The following is a 22,056-nucleotide window of genomic DNA, read 5'->3' as shown; positions in this document are numbered from 1 at the left end:
ATCGAATTGACCAGCCCGATCGCCAGCAGCGACCAGCCCGCGATCGCGCCCTGCGCGTTGGCGGAGATCAGGATCAGCGTGATCGCGCCTGCCGCCACCGCCGCCAGCACCTTGCCCGGCGACACCTTGGTCAGCACCCACGCGCCGATGAAGCGGCCGACGAGCGCCCCGCCCCAGTAGAACGGCACGTGATCGCCCGCGACCTTGTCGGCGACACCCCAAACACTCGGCTGCATCAGGTAATTGACTATCAGCGAGCCGATCGAAACCTCGGCGCCGACGTAGAGGAAGATGCAGGCCACGCCCCAGGCGAAACGCGGACGCTTCAGCAGCGTCAGGGCGTGGAAGATGCTGCCTGCCTCCTCCTGCTCCTCGTTCAACCGGTTGCGGCGCGTCCACACGACGGCGGCGATCACCAGCAGTGCGACGGCGAGCCCCAGATAAGTGTGAACGATCGTGCGCGAACTCTCTGCGCGATAGGCGTCGAGCGCCGCGCCGGTCAGCGTCGACGCGCTCTGGTTGGCGAGCCCGCCGAGGATCAGCGCCGATCCCGCCAGCGGGAAAAGCGTGGTGCCGAGCGAATTAAACCCTTGCGCGAAGGTCAGCCGGCTCGACGCGCTCTGCGGCTTGCCGAGCAGCGAGATTAGCGGGTTGGCAACCACCTGCACGATGGTGATGCCGGCGCCCAGCACGAACAGCGCGACGAGGAACAGCCCGAACGCCGCATTGGCCGATGCCGGGATGAACAGCAGGCACCCTGCCGTCATCGTCAACAGTCCGATCGAGGCGGTCCGCATGTATCCGAACCGCCGCACGATCCCTGCGGCGGGCAATGAGAACAGTGCGTAGGCGAAGAAGAATGCCGTCTGTACCAGCATCGCCGAGGCGTGGGTGAGCGTGAACAGCTCCTTCAGCTTCGGAATGATGATGTCATTCAGGCTGGTGATGCCGCCGAAAATGAAGAACAGCGCGAAGACGAAGATGCGCAGATCCGGCGCGTCATACCCATGGCTCGCATCCCCGCTCGCCGCCGGAGCCGAATTCATTGCCTGCATACGCCCGTCACTCCCCTCACCGATCGCGCCCGTGACGCGTCGCCCCTCTTGTCCCAACAAAGCAGTTGTCAGCCCGCGACATGCGCTATGACACCGTCCATGACGCGTCTAACCGTGAACAACGAACCGGTCGAGTATCTGATGGTCGCGGATACGCCGCTGCTGTGGGCGCTGCGCGATGGCTCGAACCTGACCGGCGCGAAATATGGCTGCGGGACGGGTAGCTGCGGCGCGTGCACGGTCGACGTGGACGGTCGCGCGGTCCGTTCGTGCCAGACCCCGCTCTCGCGCTGCGAGGGGGCGTTCGTGACCACGATCGAAGGGCTCGCACGCGAACGCGATCACCCGGTCCAGCTGGCGCTCCTGGCGGAGAACGTGACACAATGCGGCTTCTGCATTCCCGGCATCGTCATGGCGGCGGCCGCGCTGCTCAAGCGCAACACGCTTGCGAGCGAGGAGGAGATCAGGGCCGCGATCACCAACATCTGTCCGTGCGGCATCTACCCGCGGCTGGTGACGGCGATCCAGCGCGCAGGGCGCGCGATGCGCGGCGACGAAGTGATCCCGGCCGGCGCACGACCCGGCATCGATCCGGCCGACGCGGCGCGCGCCGTTCCCGCGCTCAGTCCTCGATAATGCGGCTCGTCGTGCGCGTGTCGGGCATTCGGAGATAGGTGACGAGCGACACCGCGATCATCGCCGTCAGATACCAGTAGAAACCCTGCTCCCACCCGGCCTGCTTGAACTTCAGCGCAACCGCCTCCGCCGTTCCGCCGAACAGCGCGTTCGCCACCGCGTACGGGAACGCGACTCCCAGCGCGCGTATGTGTGCGGGGAACAACTCCGCCTTCACCACCGCGTTGATCGAGGTGTAGCCGGTCACGATCACGAGCGCGAACAATACGATGCCGAACGCCGCCGCCGCGCTGCCGGTGTGGTGCAACGCCCAGAAGATCGGCCAGGTGAACACCACACCCGCGATGCCGAAGCCGACCATCAACGGCTTGCGCCCGATCCGATCGGACAGCGCGCCGGCGAGCGGTTGCAGGCACATGAAGACGAACAGCGTCCCCGCGCTGATCCAGGTCGCGGTCTGGCGTGAGAAGCCAGCCGAGTTGGCGAGGAACTTTTGCATGTAGATCGAGTAGGCGTAGAAGGCGAGCGTTCCGCCAGCGGTCAGCAGCAGCACCGTCACGAACTCGCGCGGATGCTGGCGCAGCAGGGCCAGCAACCCTGATCGACCGGCGCCCGCCTTTCTCGCATTCTCGAAGCTTTCGGTCTCGGCCAACCTGCGACGCAACCAGAACACTCCCACGGCCAGCACACCACCGATCGCGAAGGGGATGCGCCAGCCCCACGCCTCCAGCGCCGCTTCGCTCATGACCGCCTGGAGCAGCAGGAGCACGCACAACGCGGTCAGCTGTCCCGCGATCAGCGTGACATATTGAAAACTGGAGAAAAAACCGCGACGTTCACGCCCTGCCATTTCGGACAGGTACGTTGCGCTCGCGCCATATTCGCCGCCGACCGACAACCCTTGCATCAGCCGCGCAATCGTGAGGATCGCGGGCGCAAGCCAGCCGATCGACGCATAGGTCGGCGTCACCGCTATCAGCAGCGAGCCCGCGCACATCAGCGTCACCGACAATGTCAGCCCCGCCTTTCGCCCGCGACGGTCGGCGTAAATGCCCATCACCCATCCACCAACCGGCCGCATGACGAACCCGACCGCGAAGATGATCGCGGTGTTCAGCAGCTGCGTGGTCCGATCGGCCGCCGGAAAGAACTGCCCGGCGAAATAGAGCGTGAACGACGAATAGGCGTACCAATCGTACCATTCGACGAGATTGCCCGCCGACCCGCCAAGGATTGATCGAAGCCGATGGCCGCGGTCGTGGCTCACGCTAGCCGCCGACGATCGTTGAGGCCGCCTGACGGGGCGACCTCATACGGACCAGCGCTTTGATTATAATTATGCTCACATGGTCGCCCTTTATTCATGAGCAACCATGCCACCCGCGCGGAACTTGCGCCAGCGATGCAGGCAATCTCGACCAATCAGTCGAGGCGGCGTGCAAGCTCCTTGTTGAGACCAAGCGCGACCAGCGTACCCACCGCGCCCGACAGCAGGTAGGTACCCGCCGCCACCAGCCCGAACTCCTCCGCCAGCACCAGCGCGGCGAGCGGCGCGAAGCCTGCGCCGAACAACCATGCCAGATCGGACGTCAGCGCCGCCCCGGTGTAGCGCGCGCGCTTGGGGAAATTGCTCGTCACCGCGCCCGACGACTGACCGAAGGACAAGCCCAGCAGGATGAAGCCGCTGACCATGAACACCGCCTCGCCGACATAGCCTGCGTCGAGCAACTGCGGCGCGAAACCGCTGAACACCGCAATCGCAGCGGCAGTGTAACCGAGCAGCGACCGCCGCCCGATGCGGTCGGCGAGCAGCCCCGACGCGACGATCGCGCCGACGCACACAGTCGCGCCGAACATCTCGATCAGCAGAAAGCGCGTGATGTTCTCGCTGGTGTTAAGCGCCACCCACGAGAGCGGGAACACCGTCACCATGTGGAACAAGGCGAAGCTGGCGAGCGGGGCAAACGCGCCGATGATGATGTTGCGCCACTGCGCCTTCAGCGTCGCGGTGACGCGCGACGGCGTCAACTCGCGCGTCTTGAACATGTCGGTGTATTCCGGCGTCACGACGATGCGAAGCCGCGCGAACAGCGCCACGACGTTCAGCGCGAATGCGACGAAGAAGGGGTAGCGCCAGCCCCACGAAAGAAAATCCTCGGGCGACAACGTACCGAGGGCGAAGGCGAACAGGCCCGCCGCGACGATCAGGCCGAGCGGCGCGCCGATCTGCGGCACCATCGCCCACCAGCCGCGCTTCTTGTCGGGCGCATTCAGCGCGAGCAGCGAGGCCAGGCCATCCCACGCACCACCCAGTGCCAGCCCCTGCCCGATACGGAACAACGCCAGCAGCAGCGGCGAGAAGATGCCGACCGAGGCGTAGCCGGGCAGGAACGCCATCGCGACCGTGGAGGTGCCGAGTAAGAACAGCGCGATCGTCAGCTTCGTCCCGCGGCCAAGTTCACGGTCTACCTTCATGAACACCTGCGTGCCGATCGGCCGCGCGATGAAGGCGAGAGCGAACAGCCCGAACGACCACAAGGTACCCGACACGCGGTCGAGCTGCGGAAAGACGATCTGCGGGAACACCAGCACGGAGGCGATCGCGTAAACGAAGAAGTCGAAGAACTCGCTCGTCCGGCCGATAATGACGCCGATGGCGATCTCGCCCGGGTTGACGCCATGCTCATCCTGCGCGTGCAGGATGCGGGCATCGCGCTCGAGCGGCGCGGACGAAGCGATCGACTGTGCCATAGGTATGAAACTCCGAAGCTAGCTGGACGCTTTAGGTTCCATCGCAGCGGCGCGGGATAGGACAAATTGTCCTATTTCGCAGCCGCACAACGGAGCCTAGCTCGATCGTGATGAAGAACCGGTTCCCCTCGCACCGGCGCGCCACCCGGCTCGCCCCCCTGCTCGCGATCGGCGCGGCGGCGATGCTGTCGGGATGCGACATGGTGGTGCTCGATCCCGCGGGCGATGTTGCGCGGCAGCAGTCGCATCTGATCCTCTGGTCGACTGCGTTGATGCTGTTGATCATCATCCCCGTGATGGTGCTGACCGTGCTGTTCGCGTGGAAGTATCGCGCTGCGAACAAGGATGCCGAATACGCGCCGAACTGGGATCACTCCACCGGTCTCGAACTGGTGATCTGGGCCGCGCCGCTGATGATCGTCATTTCGCTCGGCGCGCTCACATGGGTGTCGACCCACCTCCTCGACCCTTATCGTCCGCTCGGCCGCCTGGCACCCGGCAAGCCGCTCGCCGCCAACGACCAGCCGCTTGAGGTGCAAGTCGTGGCGCTCGACTGGAAATGGCTGTTCATCTATCCGGAGCAAGGCATCGCGACGGTTAACCAGCTGGTGCTTCCGACCAATCGGCAGGTCCGTTTCCGCATGACCTCTTCCTCGGTCATGAACACCTTCTGGGTACCGTCGATGGCGGGCATGATCTACACTATGCCGGGCATGGAGACGAAGCTCCACGCCGTCCTCAACAAGCCCGGCCGTTACGAGGGGCGCTCCGCCAATTACAGCGGCGCCGGCTTCTCGGGCATGACCTTCTGGACCTATGCGGTCGATGACGGCGGCTTTTCACGCTGGGTGTCGCAGACCCGGGCGGCGCAGGCGCGGCTGAACGATGCGACCTACCTGAAGCTGGAGCAGCCGAGTGAGAACGTGCAACCGATGCGGTTCGGCGGCGTCAACGCCGACCTGTTCCGCCGCATCACGCAGATGTGCGTCAAGCCTGGGATCCCGTGCATGAGCGACGTCATGTCGCACGACATGGCCGAACCCGGCACCCACGCGCCCGTCAACGACCGTCCGCCGGTCGATGCTCCGAAGGGGGCTCTGCGGAAGGACACGAACGAGAAGGGCTCGGCGCCGCACCTCACCGCACCGCGTGGCCAGGCCGACGGCTCGAGCGAGCGCGGCGCGCAGAACAACCGAAACATGACCCGCCTGCAACCCGTCCGCCTGCCCGGCGCGACCGTCACGGCACAGGGCTGAACCGCTATGTCCGACACTTTGCTCAAGACCATCTTTGGCCGGCTGACGCTGGAAAGCTTCCCGATCCACGAGCCAATCATTTTAGGCACGTTCATCGCGGTGATGCTCGGCGGCGTCGCGCTGGTCGGCGCGATCACCTATTTCAAATTGTGGAAATGGCTGTGGACCGAGTGGTTCACGAGCGTCGACCACAAGAAGGTGGGCATCATGTACATGGTGCTCGGCACCGTCATGCTGCTGCGCGGTTTCTCCGACGCGATCATGATGCGCGCGCAGCAGGCGATGGCGTTCGGCGCGAACGAGGGTTACCTGAACGCGCACCACTACGATCAGGTGTTCACCGCGCACGGCGTCATCATGATCTTCTTCGTGGCGATGCCGTTCGTCACCGGCATCATGAACTACGTCGTGCCGCTGCAGATCGGCGCGCGCGACGTGAGCTTCCCGTTCCTCAACAATTTCAGCTTCTGGATGACCGCGGCAGGTGCCGTGATCGTCATGGCAAGCCTGTTCGTCGGTGAGTTTGCACGCACTGGCTGGCTCGCGATGGCGCCGCTCTCGGGGCTCGACTACTCGCCCGATGTCGGTGTCGATTACTACGTCTGGGCGCTTCAGATAGCCGGCGTCGGAACACTGCTGTCGGGCGTCAACCTGATCGCGACCATCGTCAAGATGCGCGCGCCGGGCATGACGATGTTCAAGATGCCGATCTTCACCTGGTCGGCGCTCGTCACCAACGTGCTGATCGTCGCCGCCTTCCCGGTGCTGACCGCGGTGCTGGCGATGCTCAGCCTCGATCGCTACGTCGGTACGCATTTCTTCACGAACACCGGCGGGGGCAACCCGATGATGTACGTGAACATGATCTGGATCTGGGGTCACCCGGAGGTGTACATCCTGATCCTGCCGCTGTTCGGCGTCTTCAGCGAGGTGACCTCGACCTTCTCGGGCAAGCGTTTGTTCGGCTACACCTCGATGGTCTACGCGCTGCTGGTCATCTGCATTCTCGCCTACCTCGTATGGCTCCACCACTTCTTCACGATGGGGTCGGGTGCGAGCGTCAACAGCTTCTTCGGCATCACCACGATGATCATCTCGATCCCGACGGGGGCGAAGATCTTCAACTGGCTGTTCACGATGTACAAGGGGCGAATCCGCTTCGAACTGCCGATGATGTGGACGGTGGCTTTCATGCTGACCTTCGTGGTCGGCGGCATGACCGGCGTGCTGCTCGCGGTGCCGCCGGCGGACTTCCAGCTGCACAATTCACTGTTCCTCGTCGCGCACTTCCACAACGTCATTATCGGTGGTGTGCTGTTCGGCGCGTTCGCGGCGATCAACTACTGGTTCCCCAAGGCTTTCGGCTTCAAGCTCGATCCATGGTGGGGAAAGGTCAGCTTCTGGTCGTGGGTAGTCGGCTTCTGGGTCGCGTTCATGCCGCTCTACCTGCTCGGCCTGATGGGCGTGACGCGTCGCCTGCGTCACTTCGACGATCCCAGCCTGCAGATCTGGTTCATCATCGCGGCGGTCGGCGTGGTCATGATCGCGGTCGGCATCGCTGCTTTCCTGATCCAGATCTACGTCAGCTTCCGCGATCGGGAGCGGCTGCGCGACTGGACCGGCGATCCGTGGGACGGCCGCTCGCTCGAGTGGGCGACCTCCTCGCCGCCGCCGGCGTATAATTTCGCCTTCACCCCCGTCATCCACGACCTGGACGCTTATTACGACATGAAGAGCCGCAATGCCGAGCGTCCGCTGACGGGCTTCCGCGACATCCACATGCCAAAGAACACGGGCACGGGCGTAATCCTCGCCGGACTGTCGGTCGCGTTCGGTCTGTCGATGATCTGGTACATGTGGTGGCTATCGGCGCTGAGCTTCGCCGGTATCCTGGCGGTGTCGATCTTCCACACCTTCAACTACGACCGCGACTTCCACATCCACGCCGATGAGGTCGAGCGGACCGAGGAGGAGCGCACGCGCATCCTCGCCAATGCAGCCGCGGGGGCCTGAGCGATGAGCAGCACGACCAACGCGCCCCCCGGCGCGCACGACGCGGTGATGTTCTACGACACCGATCCGCACGAGCATCCGCCGGGGCAGAGCACCATGCTCGGCTTCTGGCTCTACCTGATGAGCGACTGCCTCATCTTCGCGATGCTGTTCGCGGCCTGGGGCGTCTTCGGCGGCAGCTACGCCGGCGGGCCCCGCCCGTCCGAACTGTTCGAGTTGCCGCTGGTCGCGGTCAACACCGCGATGCTGCTGTTCTCCTCGATCACCTACGGCTTCGCGATGCTGGCGGCGGATGAGAAGAAGCAGGGCGCGACGCTCGGCTGGCTCGCGATCACCGGTGTGTTCGGCCTCTGCTTCCTCGGCATTGAGCTGTACGAATTCTCGAACCTGATCGCTGAGGGCGCGGGTCCTTGGCGCTCGGCGTTCCTGTCATCGTTCTTCACGCTCGTCGGCACGCACGGGCTCCACGTCACCTTCGGCATCATCTGGCTCGTGACTCTGATGGTGCAGGTATCGCGCAAAGGGCTGATCGACGCCAACATGCGCCGGCTGCAATGCCTGTCGCTGTTCTGGCACTTCCTCGACGTCATCTGGATCGGCGTCTTCACCTTCGTCTATCTTCTGGGAGTGCTGCGATGAGCGCTAACACGCGAGGAGCACCCGTTGCCGCCGGACCTGAGGTCGCGCCGCAGGCCCATGCGCAGGGTCAGGCCGCCGGGCAGGATCACCACGGGCATGGCGACCACGACCATGATGGCGCGCCGCACGGCTCGATGAAGGGTTACGTCACCGGGTTCGTGCTGTCGGTGATCCTGACCGCGATCCCGTTCGGCCTCGTCATGTCGGGCGTGATCAGCGACAAGTCAGTCGTCGCGGGCATCTGCATGGTGTTGGCGATCGTGCAGATCGTCGTTCACATGATCTACTTCCTCCACATGAACCGCAAGTCGGAGTCCGGCTGGACGCTGATGTCGCTGATCTTCACGATCATCATCGTCGTGATTGCGCTGACGGGGTCGCTGTGGGTCATGTTCCACATGAACCAGAACATGATGCCGCCGATGAACCCGGCTTCCGCGGCGGAGATGTCGGACCAGATGTGAGCCTCGCGCGCGTCCGCGTCCTGCCGCTGGCAGCGGGCAGCATCGCCATCGCGGTGCTGATCGCGCTGGGTGTGTGGCAAGTAGAGCGGCGCGCGTGGAAGCTCGACCTGATCGCGCGGGTCGAGCAGCGCCTTGCCGCCGCACCGGTCGCCGCCCCTGCCCCGCCGCGGTGGCCGACGATCGGCAAGGACGACGCCTACACCCGCGTCGCCGTAACCGGGCGCTTTCGCGCCGACGCCGACACGTACACGCAGGCGACGACCGAGCTGGGCGCCGGTTACTGGGTCATCACACCGTTCGACACGGATGGCGGTTGGACGGTGCTCATCAACCGCGGCTTCGTACCTACGCGTGAGCGCGGCCGTCACCCAGCCTCGACCGACAATCAACGCGTCACCGGATTGCTGCGGGTGACCGAGCCAGGCGGCGGTTTCCTGCGCAGCAATGACGCGGCAGCCGACCGCTGGTACTCACGCGATGTCGCCGCGATCGCTGCCAAGCGTCGGCTGCGGAACGTCGCGCCCTACTTCATCGACGCCGACGCGAACGGCAGCAGTTGGCCGCGCGGCGGGCTGACCGTCGTTCGCTTCCCGAACAACCACCTCGTCTACGCGCTTACCTGGTTCGGGCTCGCCGCACTGGTCGCATTTCTGCTCATTCGCGCGCTGCGCGACACGAAGGACGAGGGCTGATCCGTGGCCCGGTTCCGCCACGCATCCCCGCTCGACACTAGCCCCGACGACGCGCTGCGCCGCAACTTCATGCTGCTGGTGCAACTGCGCTGGCTCGCGGTCGGCGGTCAGGTGGCGACGATCCTGGCGGTCCGCTACCTGCTCGGCATCGCGCTGCCGGTGCACACGATGCTGATGACGGCGATGCTGCTCGTCGTCCTCAACCTGCTCGTGCTGATCGCGGAGCGGCGGCATACCCCCACCAATCTTCAGTTGCTCGCCGGGCTGGTGGTGGATGTCTCCTGCCTGACGCTGCAGCTGTTCCTCAGCGGCGGCGCGACCAACCCGTTCGTCACCCTGTTCCTGCTTCAGGTCGTGCTCGGCGCGGTGCTGCTCGAGGCCTGGTCGAGCTGGTTGCTGGTCGCGCTCACCAGCTTCGCTTTTGCCGCCTTGACGATCCTCTTCCATCCGGTGCCGCTGCCGGGCTTCTACGCCAGCCGGTTGTCTGCGCCCTACCTGTTCGCATCGTGGTTCAACTTTACGCTCGCCGCGGTGCTGCTGGTCGCATTCGTCACTCGGATCGCGCACAATCTGCGCGACCGCGACGCGCGCCTCGCCCGGTTGCGCCAGCGCGCGGTGGAGGAGGAGCACATCGTCCGCATGGGCCTGCTCGCCAGCGGGGCCGCGCACGAACTCGGCACCCCGCTCGCCTCGCTGTCGGTCGCGCTCGGCGACTGGCAGCGCGAGCCCGCGATCCTTGCCGAACCCGCCCTCGCCGCCGAGGTCGAGGACATGCGGGTCGAGGTCGCGCGCTGCAAGCACATCCTCGCCGGTATTCTCTTCGCCGCGGGCGAGGTCACGGGCGAGGCACCCGCCCGTACCGGCCTGCGCCGCTTCATCGGCGACACGCTCGGCGGCTGGACCGGCTCGGCCACTGTCACGCTCGACGATCGGCTTGATCGCGATGCGACCATCGTCACCGATCGCGCTCTGGCGCAGGCGCTCACCAACCTGCTCGACAACGCGGCGGAAGCGGGAGCGACGCAGATCCACGTCGGCGTGGAACGCGACGACGACCTGCTGCTGATCCGCGTTCATGACGATGGTCAAGGCTTCCCACCATCGATCCTGGCGAACATCGGCAAGCCGTATCACAGCAGCAAGGATCGCCGCGGCGCGGGCCTTGGCCTGTTCCTGTCGACCAATGTGCTCCGCACGCTCGGCGGAACGCTGGAAGCGCGCAACCTCTTGAACGGCGGCGCGGAGGTGACGCTTCGGATGCCGTTCGCCGCACTGTTGGTCGATGAGGAAGCCACGCGGTGACAGAAAGCAGCACCGACATTCGCCGACTGCTCATCATCGAGGATGATGCAGTGTTCGCTCGCACCCTCGCCCGCTCGTTCGAGCGGCGCGGCTACCGCGTGGAGGTGATCGACGGGCCCGAACGGCTCGATAGCGTCGCCGAAACGCTGCGTCCCGACCATGCCGTCGTCGACCTGCGGCTCGCCGGCGCCTCGGGCCTCGCCTGTGTTGAGCGGCTCCACCAGCGCGATCCTGCGACCCGGATCGTCGTCCTGACCGGCTTTGCCAGCATCGCCACCGCGGTAGAGGCGATCAAGCTGGGCGCGACCAATTACCTGACCAAACCCGCCAACACCGACGATATCGAAGCAGCCTTCGCCCGCACGGAGGGGGACGCGCAGGCAGACCTCGCCACCCGCCCCACCTCGATCAAGACGCTGGAATGGGAGCACATTCACCAGACACTCGCCGACACCGGCTTCAACGTGTCGGAGGCCGCGCGTCGGCTGGGTCTGCATCGGCGCACGCTGGCGCGAAAACTCGACAAGCGTCACATGCCCTGACGCGGGGCTAACTTGCGTCATCACGCCCGCGACCCGCGCGCCTTATGTGCTTTTCCAGCAGGCAGGAGAGCGCAGGCGTGACGGACAAGGCGGCATTGCTCATCATCGACATGCTCAACCGCTTCGATTTCGAGGACGCGCGCCCGCTCGTCCAAGCGGCACATGCCGCGGCGGACGCGGTCGAACGGCTGCGCGAAGAGGCCCGCGCCGCCGACGTGCCGGTCATCTACGTCAACGACAATTACGGCCAATGGCAAGCCACCCCCGAGCAGTTGATCGAGGAACTGGCCGGCGACAATCCGCAGGGAGGCGAAATCGCGAAGCGCCTGGCGCCGGGGAGCGCGACTATTTCGTCATCAAGCCCGAGTTTTCAGGCTTTTACGCAACGAACCTGCCCGCCATCCTACCGCGGCTCGGCGTGTCGCGGCTGATCCTGACCGGCGTCGCCGCCGACATTTGCGTGCTGTTCACCGCCGCCGATGCGCACATGCGCGAGTACGACCTGTGGGTACCGCAGGATGCGATCGCCGGGGTCAGCCCGGAACGGACCGCCTGGGCTGTCGATATCATGCGCGAAACGCTGAGCGCCGAGGTCGCATCGACCGATATGCTCGCCCTCGCCGACTGGATCGCGCGTGCGTGATCGCCGATCTTAGCTAAAACTCAACTGCACGCGGCTAGGACGCAGGGTCATGCAGACAGCCGCGTGGATCCTGCTCATCCTGCCGTTTGCGGTGTTCCTGGGCTACCCCGCGTTTGTCCTCGTCGCCGCGTCGCTGCGCGGACGTCGCGAGCGACCAGGCGAAGTGATTGTGGCTCCGTCCGTCACCATCCTGATCTGCGCGCACAACGAGGAACGGATGCTGGGCGAGAAGCTGGCCTCGGTGAACCGCGCTCTCTCTGCCTGGCCGCATGATGCGCAGTTGCTCGTCGCCGACGATGGATCGACCGACGACACGGTCGCGATCGCGCGGGCGCGTGGCGCGGAGGTCGTCGTCGCGCCACGTGGCGGCAAGGCAGCCGCGCTCAACCTCGCGATGCGGCACGCGCGCGGCGAGGTGATCGTTATGACCGACGCCGATCCGTTGTTCGACGACCAGACATTGCCGGCGCTGCTCGCTCCCTTCGCCGATGCCGAGGTTGGAGCGGTCGCCGGACGCGTCGAGACACTGCGCACCCGTCGTACCGCGCGCTTCGCCGGGGCCGATCGCCTGTTTCGCTCTTATGAGTCGAGCCTGCGGGTCGCGGAGGATCGCCTGTTCGGCTGCATCTCCGCCGACGGCGGATTATACGCGATCCGCCGCGCGCTCGTACCTCATGTCGTCGCCGATGCGACCGACGATTTCTTTGTCAGCACCGCGGCGGTCGCCGCCGGCCACCGTATCGCTTTCGCCAACGATGCGCGTGTGTGGGAGCACAGCATCGCCGGATCGCGCCAGCAGTTCCGCCGCCGCGTGCGGATCACGGTGCGCGGGCTTACCGGACTGTGGCGCCGCCGCGCGCTGATGAACCCGTGGCGAACCGGCTGGTACGCGCCTGCGCTTTTCCTCCACAAGGTCGCGCGGCGATTGGTCCCGCTCACGCTGCTACCATTAGGGCTTCTGAGCGGCGCATTGGCGGCTGCGGGCAGCGGCTGGTGGATGCTGGTCTTCGCGGGACTGACGGCAGCGGCATCGATCGCGCTCGCGGGCGCACTCGGCATGCGGCTGATCGGGCCGTTGCGGATCGTCTCCGGCGCGATGCTTCACCTCGCCGGTCTTGCGCTGGGCACGGTGCTGTTCCTCGGCGGGCGGCGCTACGCGCAGTGGACGCCGCAGAAGGATGCGGCATGAAGCGCCTCGCCACCTTCCTCGCGCTCGGCACCGCGGCGATTGCCGGAACCACGCTGATCCAGCGGTCGGCGGCGCAAGGCGAGCGCGTCACCCTCTCCGACGATTTCGACCGCGGGCTGTGCGTCGGACGATGTGCCGCGTCGCCTTGGGCGATTGCGCAGCAGATCCGCGGTCGCGCGCGCGCCGCACCCGCACCCGATCGTTCAGGACTGGCGCTGCTCGCCGAGGCGGGTGCGAAGACCGATGGAGTCGCTAAGGCCGATGTCGTCGCGCGCCTTCGCCCGGTCGGACCGGGTCGTCGCATCACCGTCGCCTTCGACCTGCGCGTTCCCGCCGGCACCCCGCTCAACTCGCTCCAGCTCGTCGACCTCGAATGCGCGAGTTGCGGCGAAGGCGGCAATCCGGGTATCCGCCTCTATCTGCGTCGCGGGCGATTGCGGGTCGATCGCTCGAAGATTGGCATCGAGCACGCCTGGACCCGCGATGACGCGCCGACCCTCGCGAACGATCGCTGGCACCATGTCGAATGGCAGGTTCGCGTTGCCGCCGATGATCGCGGCGCAACGCGCGTACTGCTCGACGGCCGCGACGTGCTCGCCGCGCGTGGCGCAACCGCTGCCGCGTTGCCGCGGGTCGCGATCGACCGCGTCCAGATCGGGATTACCGCTAACTCGAACGCCGTTCCTGCCACCGCGTGGTTCGACAACGTTCGCGTCGATGTTCGCTAGCAGGCACCGTCGCCGCGCTTGACCGCGCTGATCGTGCGCATGATCAGATCGATGTCCTGCCTGGCAGACAGCGAGCGGATGTAGCGCACGTCGAGTTCCGATCGCTCGTCGAAATCGATATTGGCGCGCCCAGATACCTGCCACAATCCCGTCAACCCCGGCTTGACCGCCAGCCGGGGCAGATGCGCCATGCGGTAGGTGCCCGCGGCGAACGAGGTCGGCCTCGGCCCGACCAGCGCCATATCGCCCTTCACCACATTCCACAGATTGGGCAGTTCATCGAGACTGGTCTTGCGCAGGAAACGCCCGATCCGGGTCACGCGCGGGTCGTCGATCAGCTTGAAGTCGGGCGAGTCGGCTGCGTGGACGTTGCGCGCGCGCAGCTTCTCCTTCAGCGCCTCCGCGTCGACCACCATCGTGCGAAACTTGAACAAGCGGAAGCGCTGGCCGAGATAGCCGGTCCGTTCCTGCACGAACAACACGGGACCGCGATCGTCCAACCTGATCGCGATCGCGATCGCCAGGAACACGGGCGACAGCACGATCGTGGCGAGCAGCGCCAGTCCCCGATCGAGCAACGGCTTCAAATGTCGTGCATAACCTCGGCGCTGCACCTCCAGGTGGAGCGGCACCCCGCGCATGTCGCACTCGAACCGGACACGCCGCGCCAGATCCTTGCGTCGTTCGATCGGCACTGGTTCGGTAAAGGTGTCGGTCATGCAACTCTTGCCACGTCGCTTCGCTGGTGCGGGCGCGATGATGAACAATCCGTCATGTTCTACGGTTAGCGGACGCTGGCCTCACGCGAAATCGGCTCCGAAACGGCGTCGGAACGCGAAAACCATGCGGCGCACCACCTGCATCGGCGCGAGCAGCAAGTACCAGTAATGATTGCCCTGCATCAGCCGCACCGCCGCACGCAGGTACAGCGCCTCAGCCGGCAACCAGCGGAAGCCCAGTGCGCGGTCGTTGACGTGGATGCGCGAGATCGTGTCGGCGGGTTCGTCCGCGGTGTTGCGCCCCCTGCCGCCGGTCGTCGCGCGGTAGCCGAGGTCGCGCGCGATGATGCGGCCCTCGTCACACAGCTTGTTCTCGGGCCAGCAGAATAATCGCGGCGAGATACCCAACCGCTGCTCGAATGTCGCGCGGCACAGCGACAGGTCGCCCGCGATGCGGCCATGCAGAGTCTGCACGCTTTCGCGTACGCCATCACGGTAGCCACGCTCGGCGAGCGCAAGCCCCGACATCGGTATCGGGCTCCCCACCGGCATCGCGGTTGGCAAGTCACGGCGATACCAGTCGTATTTCGCTCCCGGCGTCGCGTCCCATTGCAGCCACGCATGCGCGCGCCAGTTCGTCGCATCGACACGTCCGACGACCCGATCGCTGACAGGTACCCGCGCGTGCGCGACGCCGTGCGGCTCGACCTCGAACCCGGGCTGTGCCTCGATTTTGGCGAGTTCATCCCAGTTCATGTACCCGTCGACTGGACCCTCGACGCGCAAGCCACTGCCCGGATCAACAAAATCGAGCGAGGCGAAGAAGGTCGCGGGCGCCTCGAACGCGCGCAGTAGCGGTGCGGCAAAGCGGAAGTTGTCGAGATAGCCATCGTCGAAATGGAGCACGACCTGCCCCGGCGTGACCGGCGCGCCGGCATGGCGTCGCTCGGTCATCGCGCGGCTGCCGACGATCTCGACGCCCATGTGTCGCAGCACGCCGAGGTGCCGCTCGAACGTGGTCGGATGAACCGCGATCTCGCGCGACCACGGCAGCCAGCGCGGGTCGGGGCTGACCGAGTGATAGGTCAGCACCGCAATGCCCGCTGGCGCGACCATGTGCCGATGACCGAGCGCGAACCCTGCCGCCAGCAGCGCCAGTGACGACCAGTGCCACGGCGCCGGCAACAGTAGCCAAGCGCTCACCGCGAGCACAATTGCCGCAGCAACCGTCCCCGCCCAGCTTAGCGTGCGGCGCGTCCGTTCTCGTTTTCGCGTCACGCCGCTTGTCGCCGCTTATCGCGCCACACCTTCGCGCGCGCGCAAGCAGCGTCATAGGCGTAAAGCAACGTGCCCTTCGGACCGTCCGCATAGAGGGTTACGCGGTAGAGCGGGTCGCACCGGTCGGCGAAACGCAGCTTGTACGGCGCAGGTGTCATGCCGTTGCCCATCTTGTCGTAGCAGGCGATCGCCGGCGTCTCGAAACAATGCCGGATCATCCGCGCTGCCAGCACGTGACCGAGCGAGAGGTCGGCGAACGCCTCGTCATAGGCTACCTTCAACAGGAACAACCGTTCGCCGCCCAGAACCCCGAACTCGAACGCCACCAGTCGCTCGTCCAGCCACATCAACCCGATCTGCAACGCGCCCGCCGCGGCGGCACGGCGCACCAGGTCGGTATAGAAGCGCGTTGCCTGCGGATCGTCGAGGATTGCCGAGCGCTCGCGTCCCTTCCAGCCCGATTGTTCGAGCGCGAGCATTCGCCGCCAAAGATCGCTGGTGGTCGGGTCGGCTGTAACATGCGCGAACCGCATACCCAGCCGCGTGGTCGCTTCGCTCTCCCGGCGCAGCATCTGACGGATCCGCTTGCTGCGCGCGCCCAGCCACGCCTCATGGCTGTCACTCGTATCGATCAACGGCGCGAGCGCGTGCGGTGCGATCCGAGTCCGGTAACGCGCACGCCATCCTTGCGCTGCCTCGATCAGGCGCGAGCCTTGCGGCAAATAGTCGAGCTCGACCGCGGCGACCCCCGCGAGCAGGTGCTGCGGCAGATCGTCACGCAGCGGGACGTCGTCCGGCACACCGAAATGCACGCTGTGCGGGTTGGTGGCGCTGCGTCGTATCGCCAAACGGAGCAGACCTAATCGTCGCCGCGCATTCACCAGCCGCACGCCGTCAATTACTTCGATATCACCGAACGCCGCCGCCCAGCAGTCGAACCAATCCGATCCGAAATGGAAGGGTTCGCCAGAACTTACCGCCAGCATTTAACCACTCTGCAAGTGCCCCCCGATACAGCAGGCTTTATCGCGCATCTTCCGAAGAATTGGTGAATGTACGGATCGGACCTTCTTGATCGTCCCGCATCGGCAACGTTGAGCCACGTGCTCGACGCCGATGATGCGGCGGCGTTCGACACCTTCATGCGCGACGCGCCGTTCGGTGCTTATCAGCAGACCCGCGCCTGGCCCGCGGCCGCGCCGCGGCACGCGCGACGCGGCTGGCAGTTCTTCATCTGCCGCGCCGGCGGAGAAATCGTCGGGGCCGCCGTGATCCGCTCGACCCGGCTCGCGGTCGGGTCGTGGCTGGCAACGCTCCAGCGCGGCCCGGTTGTCCACGATCCCGCCGCGCTTCCGCTCGTGCTGCAGGCACTACATAGCGAGCTTAAACAGGCGGGGTGCTGCTCGGTGCAGGCAGCCCCCCGCGTGCGCGGCCGACCGTTGCCGCTGATGGCCGAGGCGATGCGCGACGGCGGCTACGTGCCGCTGCCCGCCGAGGCACAGGCGCTGCATCACGTCAGCGGGATCGTCTGGCTCGACAAGCCCGAGGCAGCGATCCTCGCTGGCTTCAAGCAGCGTGCGCGCCGGGCACTCCGTGCGGCGGAAAAGGCGGGGATCACGGTTCGCCCGGTCGCTGGTGAGCACGACCTGACCACCTACCAGCACCTGCTCGACCGCTTCGCGGCGTCCCGGACTGACTATGACATGACGGGGCAGCCCGACGCGCCGGGTCAGGCGCATCTGATCGAACGCTCGGGCGGCGCGATGCTGCTCGCCGAGCGCGACGGCGTGGCGGTCGGCGCGCACGCGTTCGTCCGGCAGGGTGACGAGGCGATCTGGCTGTCGCTCGTCACGCTCGACCGCGATGGTGCCTCGCCGGGCTATCCGCTGTTGTGGCAGGCGATGCGCATGGCAGCGGCAATAGGCTGCGTCGGCTACGATCTCGCCGGCCTGCCCGACGACGAACCAGCGGACGCAGCGGAAGCCGGACGCGTCCAATTCAAGACCGCCTTCGCTCCACATCGCAGAGTCATGCCCCCGATGCAGATGCTGGTGCTCCAGCCGGTGCAACACCTTCTCCTGTTCGGCGCGCGCGCGGTCTACCGCCGTCTGCGTCGCGCGCGTGCCCGACGTGGCTGAGGCGAGCCTCCCCTCCCGCTGGGGTGCGCGGCTGCGTAAGGCATGGGGCGACCACGTTTATCGTTCCAGCGAGAGCGTCATGCTTGAATGTCGCCGCGAATGGGTGCGTGCGGGGACCGGCTTAAGCGGCGGGCTGACCTTCGTCACCGTGCGCAACGCCGATGCGCTTCCATCGCCCGGCGCTTGGCTCGCGCCGCGCGTGCCGGCGTTTGCCGACATGTGCCGGGCGGGTAAGCTCGGTCTCTTCGTCCTGCGCGATGGGCGGGCGGTCGGTTGCGCCTGGCTCGCGCTCAGCGACCACAGCGATGCGCGCTCTCGCGAGTTCTACGTGGTCGCCCCCGGCGAGGCCTATCATTATTGCTGGCTTGTCGAGCCGGCCGAGCGTAGCCGCGGCACTGCGCTCCACCTGTGTCGCTATGTTCTGCGAACGCTGGGTGAACTGAGTATCGAGCGCCAGTTCGGCATTATCGACCGCGACAATCGCGCGTCGTATCAGGTGCAACGGCATTTCGGTTACCGCGAGTGCGGCGTTCGTGTCCGCCACTTTCACCTGTTTCATCAGCGCTGGACCCGAGTGTCGCACTACGAGGGAACGCTCGGGTTCAAGCGCGCGTCACGCGTGGCGAGCGCGTCATGACCGTCCAAGCCGACGCCTATCGCCCGCGCAGCTCGATGCGCACGCTGGTGCGGTCGGCCGGTGTCGTATCCGCGATCCGCGGGCTGGATTTCGGGCTGTCGTTCCTCGTCTCGGTGCTGCTCGCCAATCGTTTCGGCGCGTCGGGACAGCTTGACGCCTTCTTCCTCGCGCGGCGCACCACGGTCGGTTTCGCCGACACGATCCGCAAGCTGATCGGCCAGGTCGTGCTGCCGCCGGTAATGACAGCGGTTGATCGCGGCCAGCCGCTGTCGCTCAGGCTGCTACCGCGCCGGATCGGCTGGTTCCTGGGCCTGTTCGCACTCGCGCTCGCGGCGGCGATGCTGGTGCCCGAACAGCTCGTCGCGCTGTTCGCACCCGGCTTTCGCGGGACGCAGGCCGTACTCACCGCGCAGATGATGAGGATCATGCTGCCGTTGCTGCCGATCGCGGTCGGCGCCTCGATCCTTGCGGCAATCCTGCAGGCACGTCGGCGCTATCTGCTCAGCGAAGGCACCAATTTGGTGCAGCGCGCGATGCTGGTGCTCGTGCTGGCGCTGCTGGTCCCTCCGCTCGGCATCGTTGCAGGGGCGTGGACGATGCTGGTCAGCGGCGTGGTCGGCTTCGTCATCCTGCTGGTCGGAGCGTGGTCGATCGTCCGTCCGCATGCCGTACTCGGAGCGGCGGCACCTGCCGTCTCGAAAACAGTGCCGAGCGCCGGCGGCGGCATCGTCGCCGCACTGGTCATCCACGCCTATTTCCAGGCAACGGCGCTGCTCGATTTCGCTTTCGCCTCGACCGCGGCCGACGGATCGGTCGCCTCGCTCGAATATGGCTCGCGCCTCGTCTCGCTGGTGCCGGGACTGGTGATGTCGAGCCTCGCCACCGTGCTCGCGCCCGAGCTGATCCACGCGGTGCAGCAGCCCGACCCGCGCGCCGCCGCTGCCGGCATCCAGCGTTTCCAGCGAATCTCGGTGTTCGCGCAATTGCCGGTGTCGGTCGGCATGATGCTGGGTGCGCCGCTGATGGTCGGGGCGCTGTTCGGCCACGGCGCCTTCGGTGCGGAGGCGATCGCGACCGCGGCCGCCTGCACCGCGGGCTACGCCGCCGCGCAGGTCTTTCTCGCGCCGTCGAGTGCGATCACCAGCGCGATCTACGCCGATCCACACGCCTCGCCGCTCGCCGACCTTACCCGCGTTGCGGTGCTGGGGCTGCTGATGCGCGTTGGCGCGCTCGCACTCGCCGCGCCTCTGTGGGGCGCAGGCGGGATCGCCTGGGCTGCGGCAGCCGCGACCGCGGGCACCTTCGTCGTCGCGCAGGTGATCGCGGTGCGCCGCTTTCACCATTTCGTGATGCGCCCGCAGGCGATCGACCTCGCACGCAATGCCCTGTGCGCAGGCATCGCCGCGCTCGCGGGTGCGGCGCTGCTGCATTTCGCTCCCGCACCGCATGCAGTGTGGACCCAGCTGTTGCTCCTGGCGACGCTCGGCGCGCTGGTGGTGCTCGTCTACGCCGCCGCCGCCATTGCGTTGCACGTGCCCGAGGTCGCTCAGGTGCGCGACATTGTCGGCAAGATCGTCGCCAAACGTCGGCGGCGCGCGTGACGCCTGCTCGCGTCGCCTTCCTGCTTCCGCACTTTCGCGCGGGCGGCGCGGAGCGGGTCGTGCTCAACTGGATCGGTGCGCTCGACCGCGCCCGCTTCGCGCCGGTGCTGATGCTCGGCCGTGTCGAAGGCCAGTTCCTCGACCTATTGCCCGCGGACGTACCCGTCGTCGCGATCGGTGGCCGTCGCGCATTGACGCGTCCGTGGCGCATCGCGCGAGCACTGCTCAGCAACCGCATCGAGGTCGCCTATTCCGCCACCAGCGCGATGAACCTCGCCCTCCTCACCGCGCCGACGCGGGTACCCCGGATCACCTCTGAGCATACGCCGCCGGCCGCCTTCGGTGCCGAGGCGAAGTGGCCGCTGCTACGCCGCGTCGCAACTGCTTTGCTGCGTCATCGTGCCACCGCAATCGCCGTGCCGACGCAGGCGATCGCCGACGAGATCGCGTCCACGCGCGTCCACGTCATCCGCAATCCGGTGCTCGCGAACCCACCGCCGCCGCTCGCCGCCTTCGATCCCGGGCGCGCGCACATCGTCGCGGCCGGTCGGCTCGTTCGCGCCAAGGGGTTCGACACGCTGATCGACGCTGCCGCGTTGCTTGCACGTACGGGCAGGCCGTTCACGCTGGCGATCCACGGCGACGGACCTGAGCGCGACAGGCTGGCGCGACGCATCGTGGAGGCGGGCATGACCGGGCGTGTGAGGCTCGCGGGGCATACCGCCGACCTTGCCCCCGTGCTCGCCGGCGCGGTGCTGGTCGTCTCGTCCTCGCGCCGCGAGGGGTTCGGCAACGTGCTGGTCGAGGCGATGGTGCTCGGCACTCCCGTGCTGGCGACGCGTGCGGGCGGGCCTGAGACCTTCATCGAGGACATGCGAAACGGCTTCCTCGTTGCGCCGGACAACCCCGCCGCGCTCGCCGCGCGCATGGACGCGCTGCTTCGCGACCCGGCGTCTCGCGCCCGCGTTCGCGCCGCCGCGCGCGAGACCGCCGGACACTACACCGTGACCGCCTCGACACGCGACTTCACCGCCCTGCTGGACACGGTGCTGCCGCGCTACGCGCCCACTTAACCTTAAAGTTACGCCACTCCGTTACCTATCCGTTCCTGCCATTTCGACGAGTTTTCCCGCGCATGCGCTTGACCCTTTTCCTACCACTGGCAGTGACGCTGTCGGCCTGCGCGGGGCCGGTGCGCTACGCGCCCGCCCCCGCAGTGCCGCTGACGTCGGGGTCGCTCGACCTGGCGCGTAATGCGTCGCGGATGGTGGAAGCGCGGCTCGACCAGGACGGCGACTTTCACACCGGCGACCTCGTCCGCCTGAACTTTCCCTACACGCCGCAGCTCAACAGCGATCAGCGCGTTCAGCTGTCGGGCGCGATCAGCCCGCCGCTTCTCGCCCCCGTCGCGATCCGCGGGATGACCGCATCCGAGCTGCAGGTAAGGCTGCAGGCGCTTTACCGGCCCAAGCTGGCGCGTCCGGAGGTGTCGGTTTCGATCCTCGAATACAACCGCCCGCCCCCGCCGCAGGAAATCTTCGTCTTGGGCGAAGTCGCCAAGCCCGGCAATTTTCCCTACCGCGACGGCACCACACCCTTCGAGGGGATCGCACGCGCGGGTGGCGGGAACCGCGATGCAGACCTGTCGCGGGTGGTCGCGCTGACGCCGGTCGGCAATCAGCTGGTCGCGAGGATGCTCGATCTATCGGCGACACTGAAGGGCAGCGCGCGGCCGATCGACTTCCTGCCGCCCTATACCATCCTGATCGTGCC

Annotated in this window: 21 protein-coding genes and 1 pseudogene; 16 read left to right on the top strand and 6 right to left on the bottom strand. The window is 66.6% G+C overall.

Going from position 1 to position 22,056, the window contains the following annotated elements:
- Positions 1-1,055 (bottom strand): MFS transporter (locus tag QZ847_RS12735; RefSeq protein ID WP_294357021.1); only part of this gene is annotated, 1,055 nt, incomplete at its 3' end.
- A gap of 99 nt (positions 1,056-1,154) precedes the next feature.
- Between QZ847_RS12735 and QZ847_RS12730 the strand changes: the two genes are divergently transcribed.
- Positions 1,155-1,691 carry a (2Fe-2S)-binding protein gene (locus QZ847_RS12730; protein ID WP_294357019.1) on the top strand — a complete coding sequence of 179 codons (537 nt, stop codon included), beginning with the start codon at positions 1,155-1,157 and terminating at the stop codon, positions 1,689-1,691.
- Here the strand turns inward: QZ847_RS12730 and QZ847_RS12725 are convergent.
- Both QZ847_RS12725 and QZ847_RS12720 read right to left on the bottom strand, forming a co-directional pair.
- Positions 1,678-2,958, bottom strand: a complete 1,281-nt coding sequence (locus tag QZ847_RS12725; RefSeq protein WP_294357018.1) for an MFS transporter — start codon at positions 2,956-2,958, stop codon at positions 1,678-1,680. The two genes, QZ847_RS12730 and QZ847_RS12725, sit on opposite strands and share 14 nt — an antisense overlap.
- 155 nt (positions 2,959-3,113) lie before the next feature.
- Entirely contained in the window at positions 3,114-4,442 is a 1,329-nt protein-coding gene (locus tag QZ847_RS12720) for an MFS transporter (RefSeq protein ID WP_294190291.1), read from the bottom strand.
- Positions 4,443-4,552: 110 nt separating this feature from the next.
- Between QZ847_RS12720 and cyoA the strand changes: the two genes are divergently transcribed.
- The 10 genes and pseudogenes from cyoA to QZ847_RS12665 all read left to right on the top strand — a co-directional run bounded on the left by cyoA (position 4,553) and on the right by QZ847_RS12665 (position 13,910).
- On the top strand, positions 4,553-5,698 hold the full coding sequence (cyoA, locus tag QZ847_RS12715; RefSeq protein WP_294357016.1) for a ubiquinol oxidase subunit II: 1,146 nt from the start codon (positions 4,553-4,555) through the stop codon (positions 5,696-5,698).
- A 6-nt stretch (positions 5,699-5,704) separates the two neighbouring features.
- Positions 5,705-7,711 carry a cytochrome o ubiquinol oxidase subunit I gene (cyoB, locus tag QZ847_RS12710; RefSeq protein WP_294357014.1) on the top strand — a complete coding sequence of 669 codons (2,007 nt, stop codon included), beginning with the start codon at positions 5,705-5,707 and terminating at the stop codon, positions 7,709-7,711.
- A 3-nt stretch (positions 7,712-7,714) separates the two neighbouring features.
- A complete protein-coding gene (gene cyoC / locus QZ847_RS12705) occupies positions 7,715-8,350 on the top strand; it encodes a cytochrome o ubiquinol oxidase subunit III (protein WP_294357012.1) in 636 nt (211 codons plus the stop codon).
- Positions 8,347-8,814, top strand: a complete 468-nt coding sequence (cyoD, locus tag QZ847_RS12700; protein WP_294357010.1) for a cytochrome o ubiquinol oxidase subunit IV — start codon at positions 8,347-8,349, stop codon at positions 8,812-8,814. The genes cyoC and cyoD overlap by 4 nt, the downstream gene beginning before the upstream one ends.
- Positions 8,811-9,506, top strand: a complete 696-nt coding sequence (locus QZ847_RS12695; protein ID WP_294357008.1) for an SURF1 family protein — start codon at positions 8,811-8,813, stop codon at positions 9,504-9,506. The genes cyoD and QZ847_RS12695 overlap by 4 nt, the downstream gene beginning before the upstream one ends.
- A gap of 69 nt (positions 9,507-9,575) precedes the next feature.
- Positions 9,576-10,808 carry an ATP-binding protein gene (locus QZ847_RS12690; protein ID WP_294357023.1) on the top strand — a complete coding sequence of 411 codons (1,233 nt, stop codon included), beginning with the start codon at positions 9,576-9,578 and terminating at the stop codon, positions 10,806-10,808.
- Positions 10,805-11,350, top strand: a complete 546-nt coding sequence (locus tag QZ847_RS12685) for a response regulator transcription factor (protein WP_294357006.1) — start codon at positions 10,805-10,807, stop codon at positions 11,348-11,350. Before QZ847_RS12690 ends, QZ847_RS12685 begins: the two co-directional genes overlap by 4 nt.
- A 44-nt stretch (positions 11,351-11,394) precedes the next feature.
- Positions 11,395-11,993 (top strand): annotated as a pseudogene (locus QZ847_RS17010) (isochorismatase family cysteine hydrolase).
- A gap of 49 nt (positions 11,994-12,042) precedes the next feature.
- Entirely contained in the window at positions 12,043-13,182 is a 1,140-nt protein-coding gene (locus QZ847_RS12670) for a glycosyltransferase (RefSeq protein ID WP_294357001.1), read from the top strand.
- Entirely contained in the window at positions 13,179-13,910 is a 732-nt protein-coding gene (locus tag QZ847_RS12665) for a heparin lyase I family protein (RefSeq protein WP_294356999.1), read from the top strand. Before QZ847_RS12670 ends, QZ847_RS12665 begins: the two co-directional genes overlap by 4 nt.
- On the opposite strand, the gene QZ847_RS12660 is transcribed toward QZ847_RS12665, so the two are convergent.
- The 3 genes from QZ847_RS12660 to QZ847_RS12650 form a co-directional block, all read right to left on the bottom strand.
- Positions 13,907-14,629 (bottom strand): sugar transferase, encoded by a 723-nt coding sequence (locus QZ847_RS12660; protein ID WP_294356997.1) that lies wholly within the window; start codon positions 14,627-14,629, stop codon positions 13,907-13,909. The genes QZ847_RS12665 and QZ847_RS12660 overlap by 4 nt on opposite strands.
- An 81-nt stretch (positions 14,630-14,710) precedes the next feature.
- Positions 14,711-15,832, bottom strand: coding sequence for a polysaccharide deacetylase family protein (locus QZ847_RS12655; RefSeq protein ID WP_294356995.1), 1,122 nt, complete (start codon positions 15,830-15,832; stop codon positions 14,711-14,713).
- 71 nt (positions 15,833-15,903) lie between these two features.
- A complete protein-coding gene (locus QZ847_RS12650; RefSeq protein WP_294191579.1) occupies positions 15,904-16,893 on the bottom strand; it encodes a GNAT family N-acetyltransferase in 990 nt (329 codons plus the stop codon).
- 66 nt (positions 16,894-16,959) lie between these two features.
- Between QZ847_RS12650 and QZ847_RS12645 the strand changes: the two genes are divergently transcribed.
- The 5 genes from QZ847_RS12645 to QZ847_RS12625 all read left to right on the top strand — a co-directional run.
- Complete coding sequence (locus QZ847_RS12645; protein ID WP_294356993.1) at positions 16,960-18,045, top strand: GNAT family N-acetyltransferase; 1,086 nt, start codon at positions 16,960-16,962, stop codon at positions 18,043-18,045.
- 79 nt (positions 18,046-18,124) lie between these two features.
- Positions 18,125-18,682, top strand: a complete 558-nt coding sequence (locus QZ847_RS12640) for a GNAT family N-acetyltransferase (RefSeq protein ID WP_294356991.1) — start codon at positions 18,125-18,127, stop codon at positions 18,680-18,682.
- On the top strand, positions 18,679-20,283 hold the full coding sequence (locus QZ847_RS12635) for a lipid II flippase MurJ (RefSeq protein ID WP_294356989.1): 1,605 nt from the start codon (positions 18,679-18,681) through the stop codon (positions 20,281-20,283). The genes QZ847_RS12640 and QZ847_RS12635 overlap by 4 nt, the downstream gene beginning before the upstream one ends.
- Positions 20,280-21,356 carry a glycosyltransferase gene (locus tag QZ847_RS12630; RefSeq protein WP_294356988.1) on the top strand — a complete coding sequence of 359 codons (1,077 nt, stop codon included), beginning with the start codon at positions 20,280-20,282 and terminating at the stop codon, positions 21,354-21,356. The genes QZ847_RS12635 and QZ847_RS12630 overlap by 4 nt, the downstream gene beginning before the upstream one ends.
- Before the next feature lie 62 nt (positions 21,357-21,418).
- Positions 21,419-22,056 (top strand): SLBB domain-containing protein (locus QZ847_RS12625; RefSeq protein ID WP_294356986.1); only part of this gene is annotated, 638 nt, incomplete at its 3' end.

Origin of the sequence: uncultured Sphingomonas sp. (genome assembly GCF_913778135.1) — a bacterium.
Classification (GTDB): Bacteria; Pseudomonadota; Alphaproteobacteria; order Sphingomonadales; family Sphingomonadaceae; genus Sphingomonas.
This window is presented reverse-complemented; position numbering and strand designations above follow the sequence as displayed.

What these genes read in the sequence shown, in the direction of transcription:
- QZ847_RS12650 (WP_294191579.1), bottom strand. Translation starts at nt 16,893, where the DNA reads ATGCTGGCGGTAAGTTCTGGCGAACCCTTCCATTTCGGATCGGATTGG.
- cyoC (WP_294357012.1), top strand. Translation starts at nt 7,715, where the DNA reads ATGAGCAGCACGACCAACGCGCCCCCCGGCGCGCACGACGCGGTGATG.
- QZ847_RS12660 (WP_294356997.1), bottom strand. Translation starts at nt 14,629, where the DNA reads ATGACCGACACCTTTACCGAACCAGTGCCGATCGAACGACGCAAGGAT.
- QZ847_RS12635 (WP_294356989.1), top strand. Translation starts at nt 18,679, where the DNA reads ATGACCGTCCAAGCCGACGCCTATCGCCCGCGCAGCTCGATGCGCACG.
- QZ847_RS12730 (WP_294357019.1), top strand. Translation starts at nt 1,155, where the DNA reads ATGACGCGTCTAACCGTGAACAACGAACCGGTCGAGTATCTGATGGTC.
- cyoD (WP_294357010.1), top strand. Translation starts at nt 8,347, where the DNA reads ATGAGCGCTAACACGCGAGGAGCACCCGTTGCCGCCGGACCTGAGGTC.
- QZ847_RS12640 (WP_294356991.1), top strand. Translation starts at nt 18,125, where the DNA reads ATGCTTGAATGTCGCCGCGAATGGGTGCGTGCGGGGACCGGCTTAAGC.
- cyoA (WP_294357016.1), top strand. Translation starts at nt 4,553, where the DNA reads ATGAAGAACCGGTTCCCCTCGCACCGGCGCGCCACCCGGCTCGCCCCC.
- QZ847_RS12690 (WP_294357023.1), top strand. Translation starts at nt 9,576, where the DNA reads ATGCTGCTGGTGCAACTGCGCTGGCTCGCGGTCGGCGGTCAGGTGGCG.
- QZ847_RS12645 (WP_294356993.1), top strand. Translation starts at nt 16,960, where the DNA reads ATGTACGGATCGGACCTTCTTGATCGTCCCGCATCGGCAACGTTGAGC.
- QZ847_RS12665 (WP_294356999.1), top strand. Translation starts at nt 13,179, where the DNA reads ATGAAGCGCCTCGCCACCTTCCTCGCGCTCGGCACCGCGGCGATTGCC.
- cyoB (WP_294357014.1), top strand. Translation starts at nt 5,705, where the DNA reads ATGTCCGACACTTTGCTCAAGACCATCTTTGGCCGGCTGACGCTGGAA.
- QZ847_RS12720 (WP_294190291.1), bottom strand. Translation starts at nt 4,442, where the DNA reads ATGGCACAGTCGATCGCTTCGTCCGCGCCGCTCGAGCGCGATGCCCGC.
- QZ847_RS12670 (WP_294357001.1), top strand. Translation starts at nt 12,043, where the DNA reads ATGCAGACAGCCGCGTGGATCCTGCTCATCCTGCCGTTTGCGGTGTTC.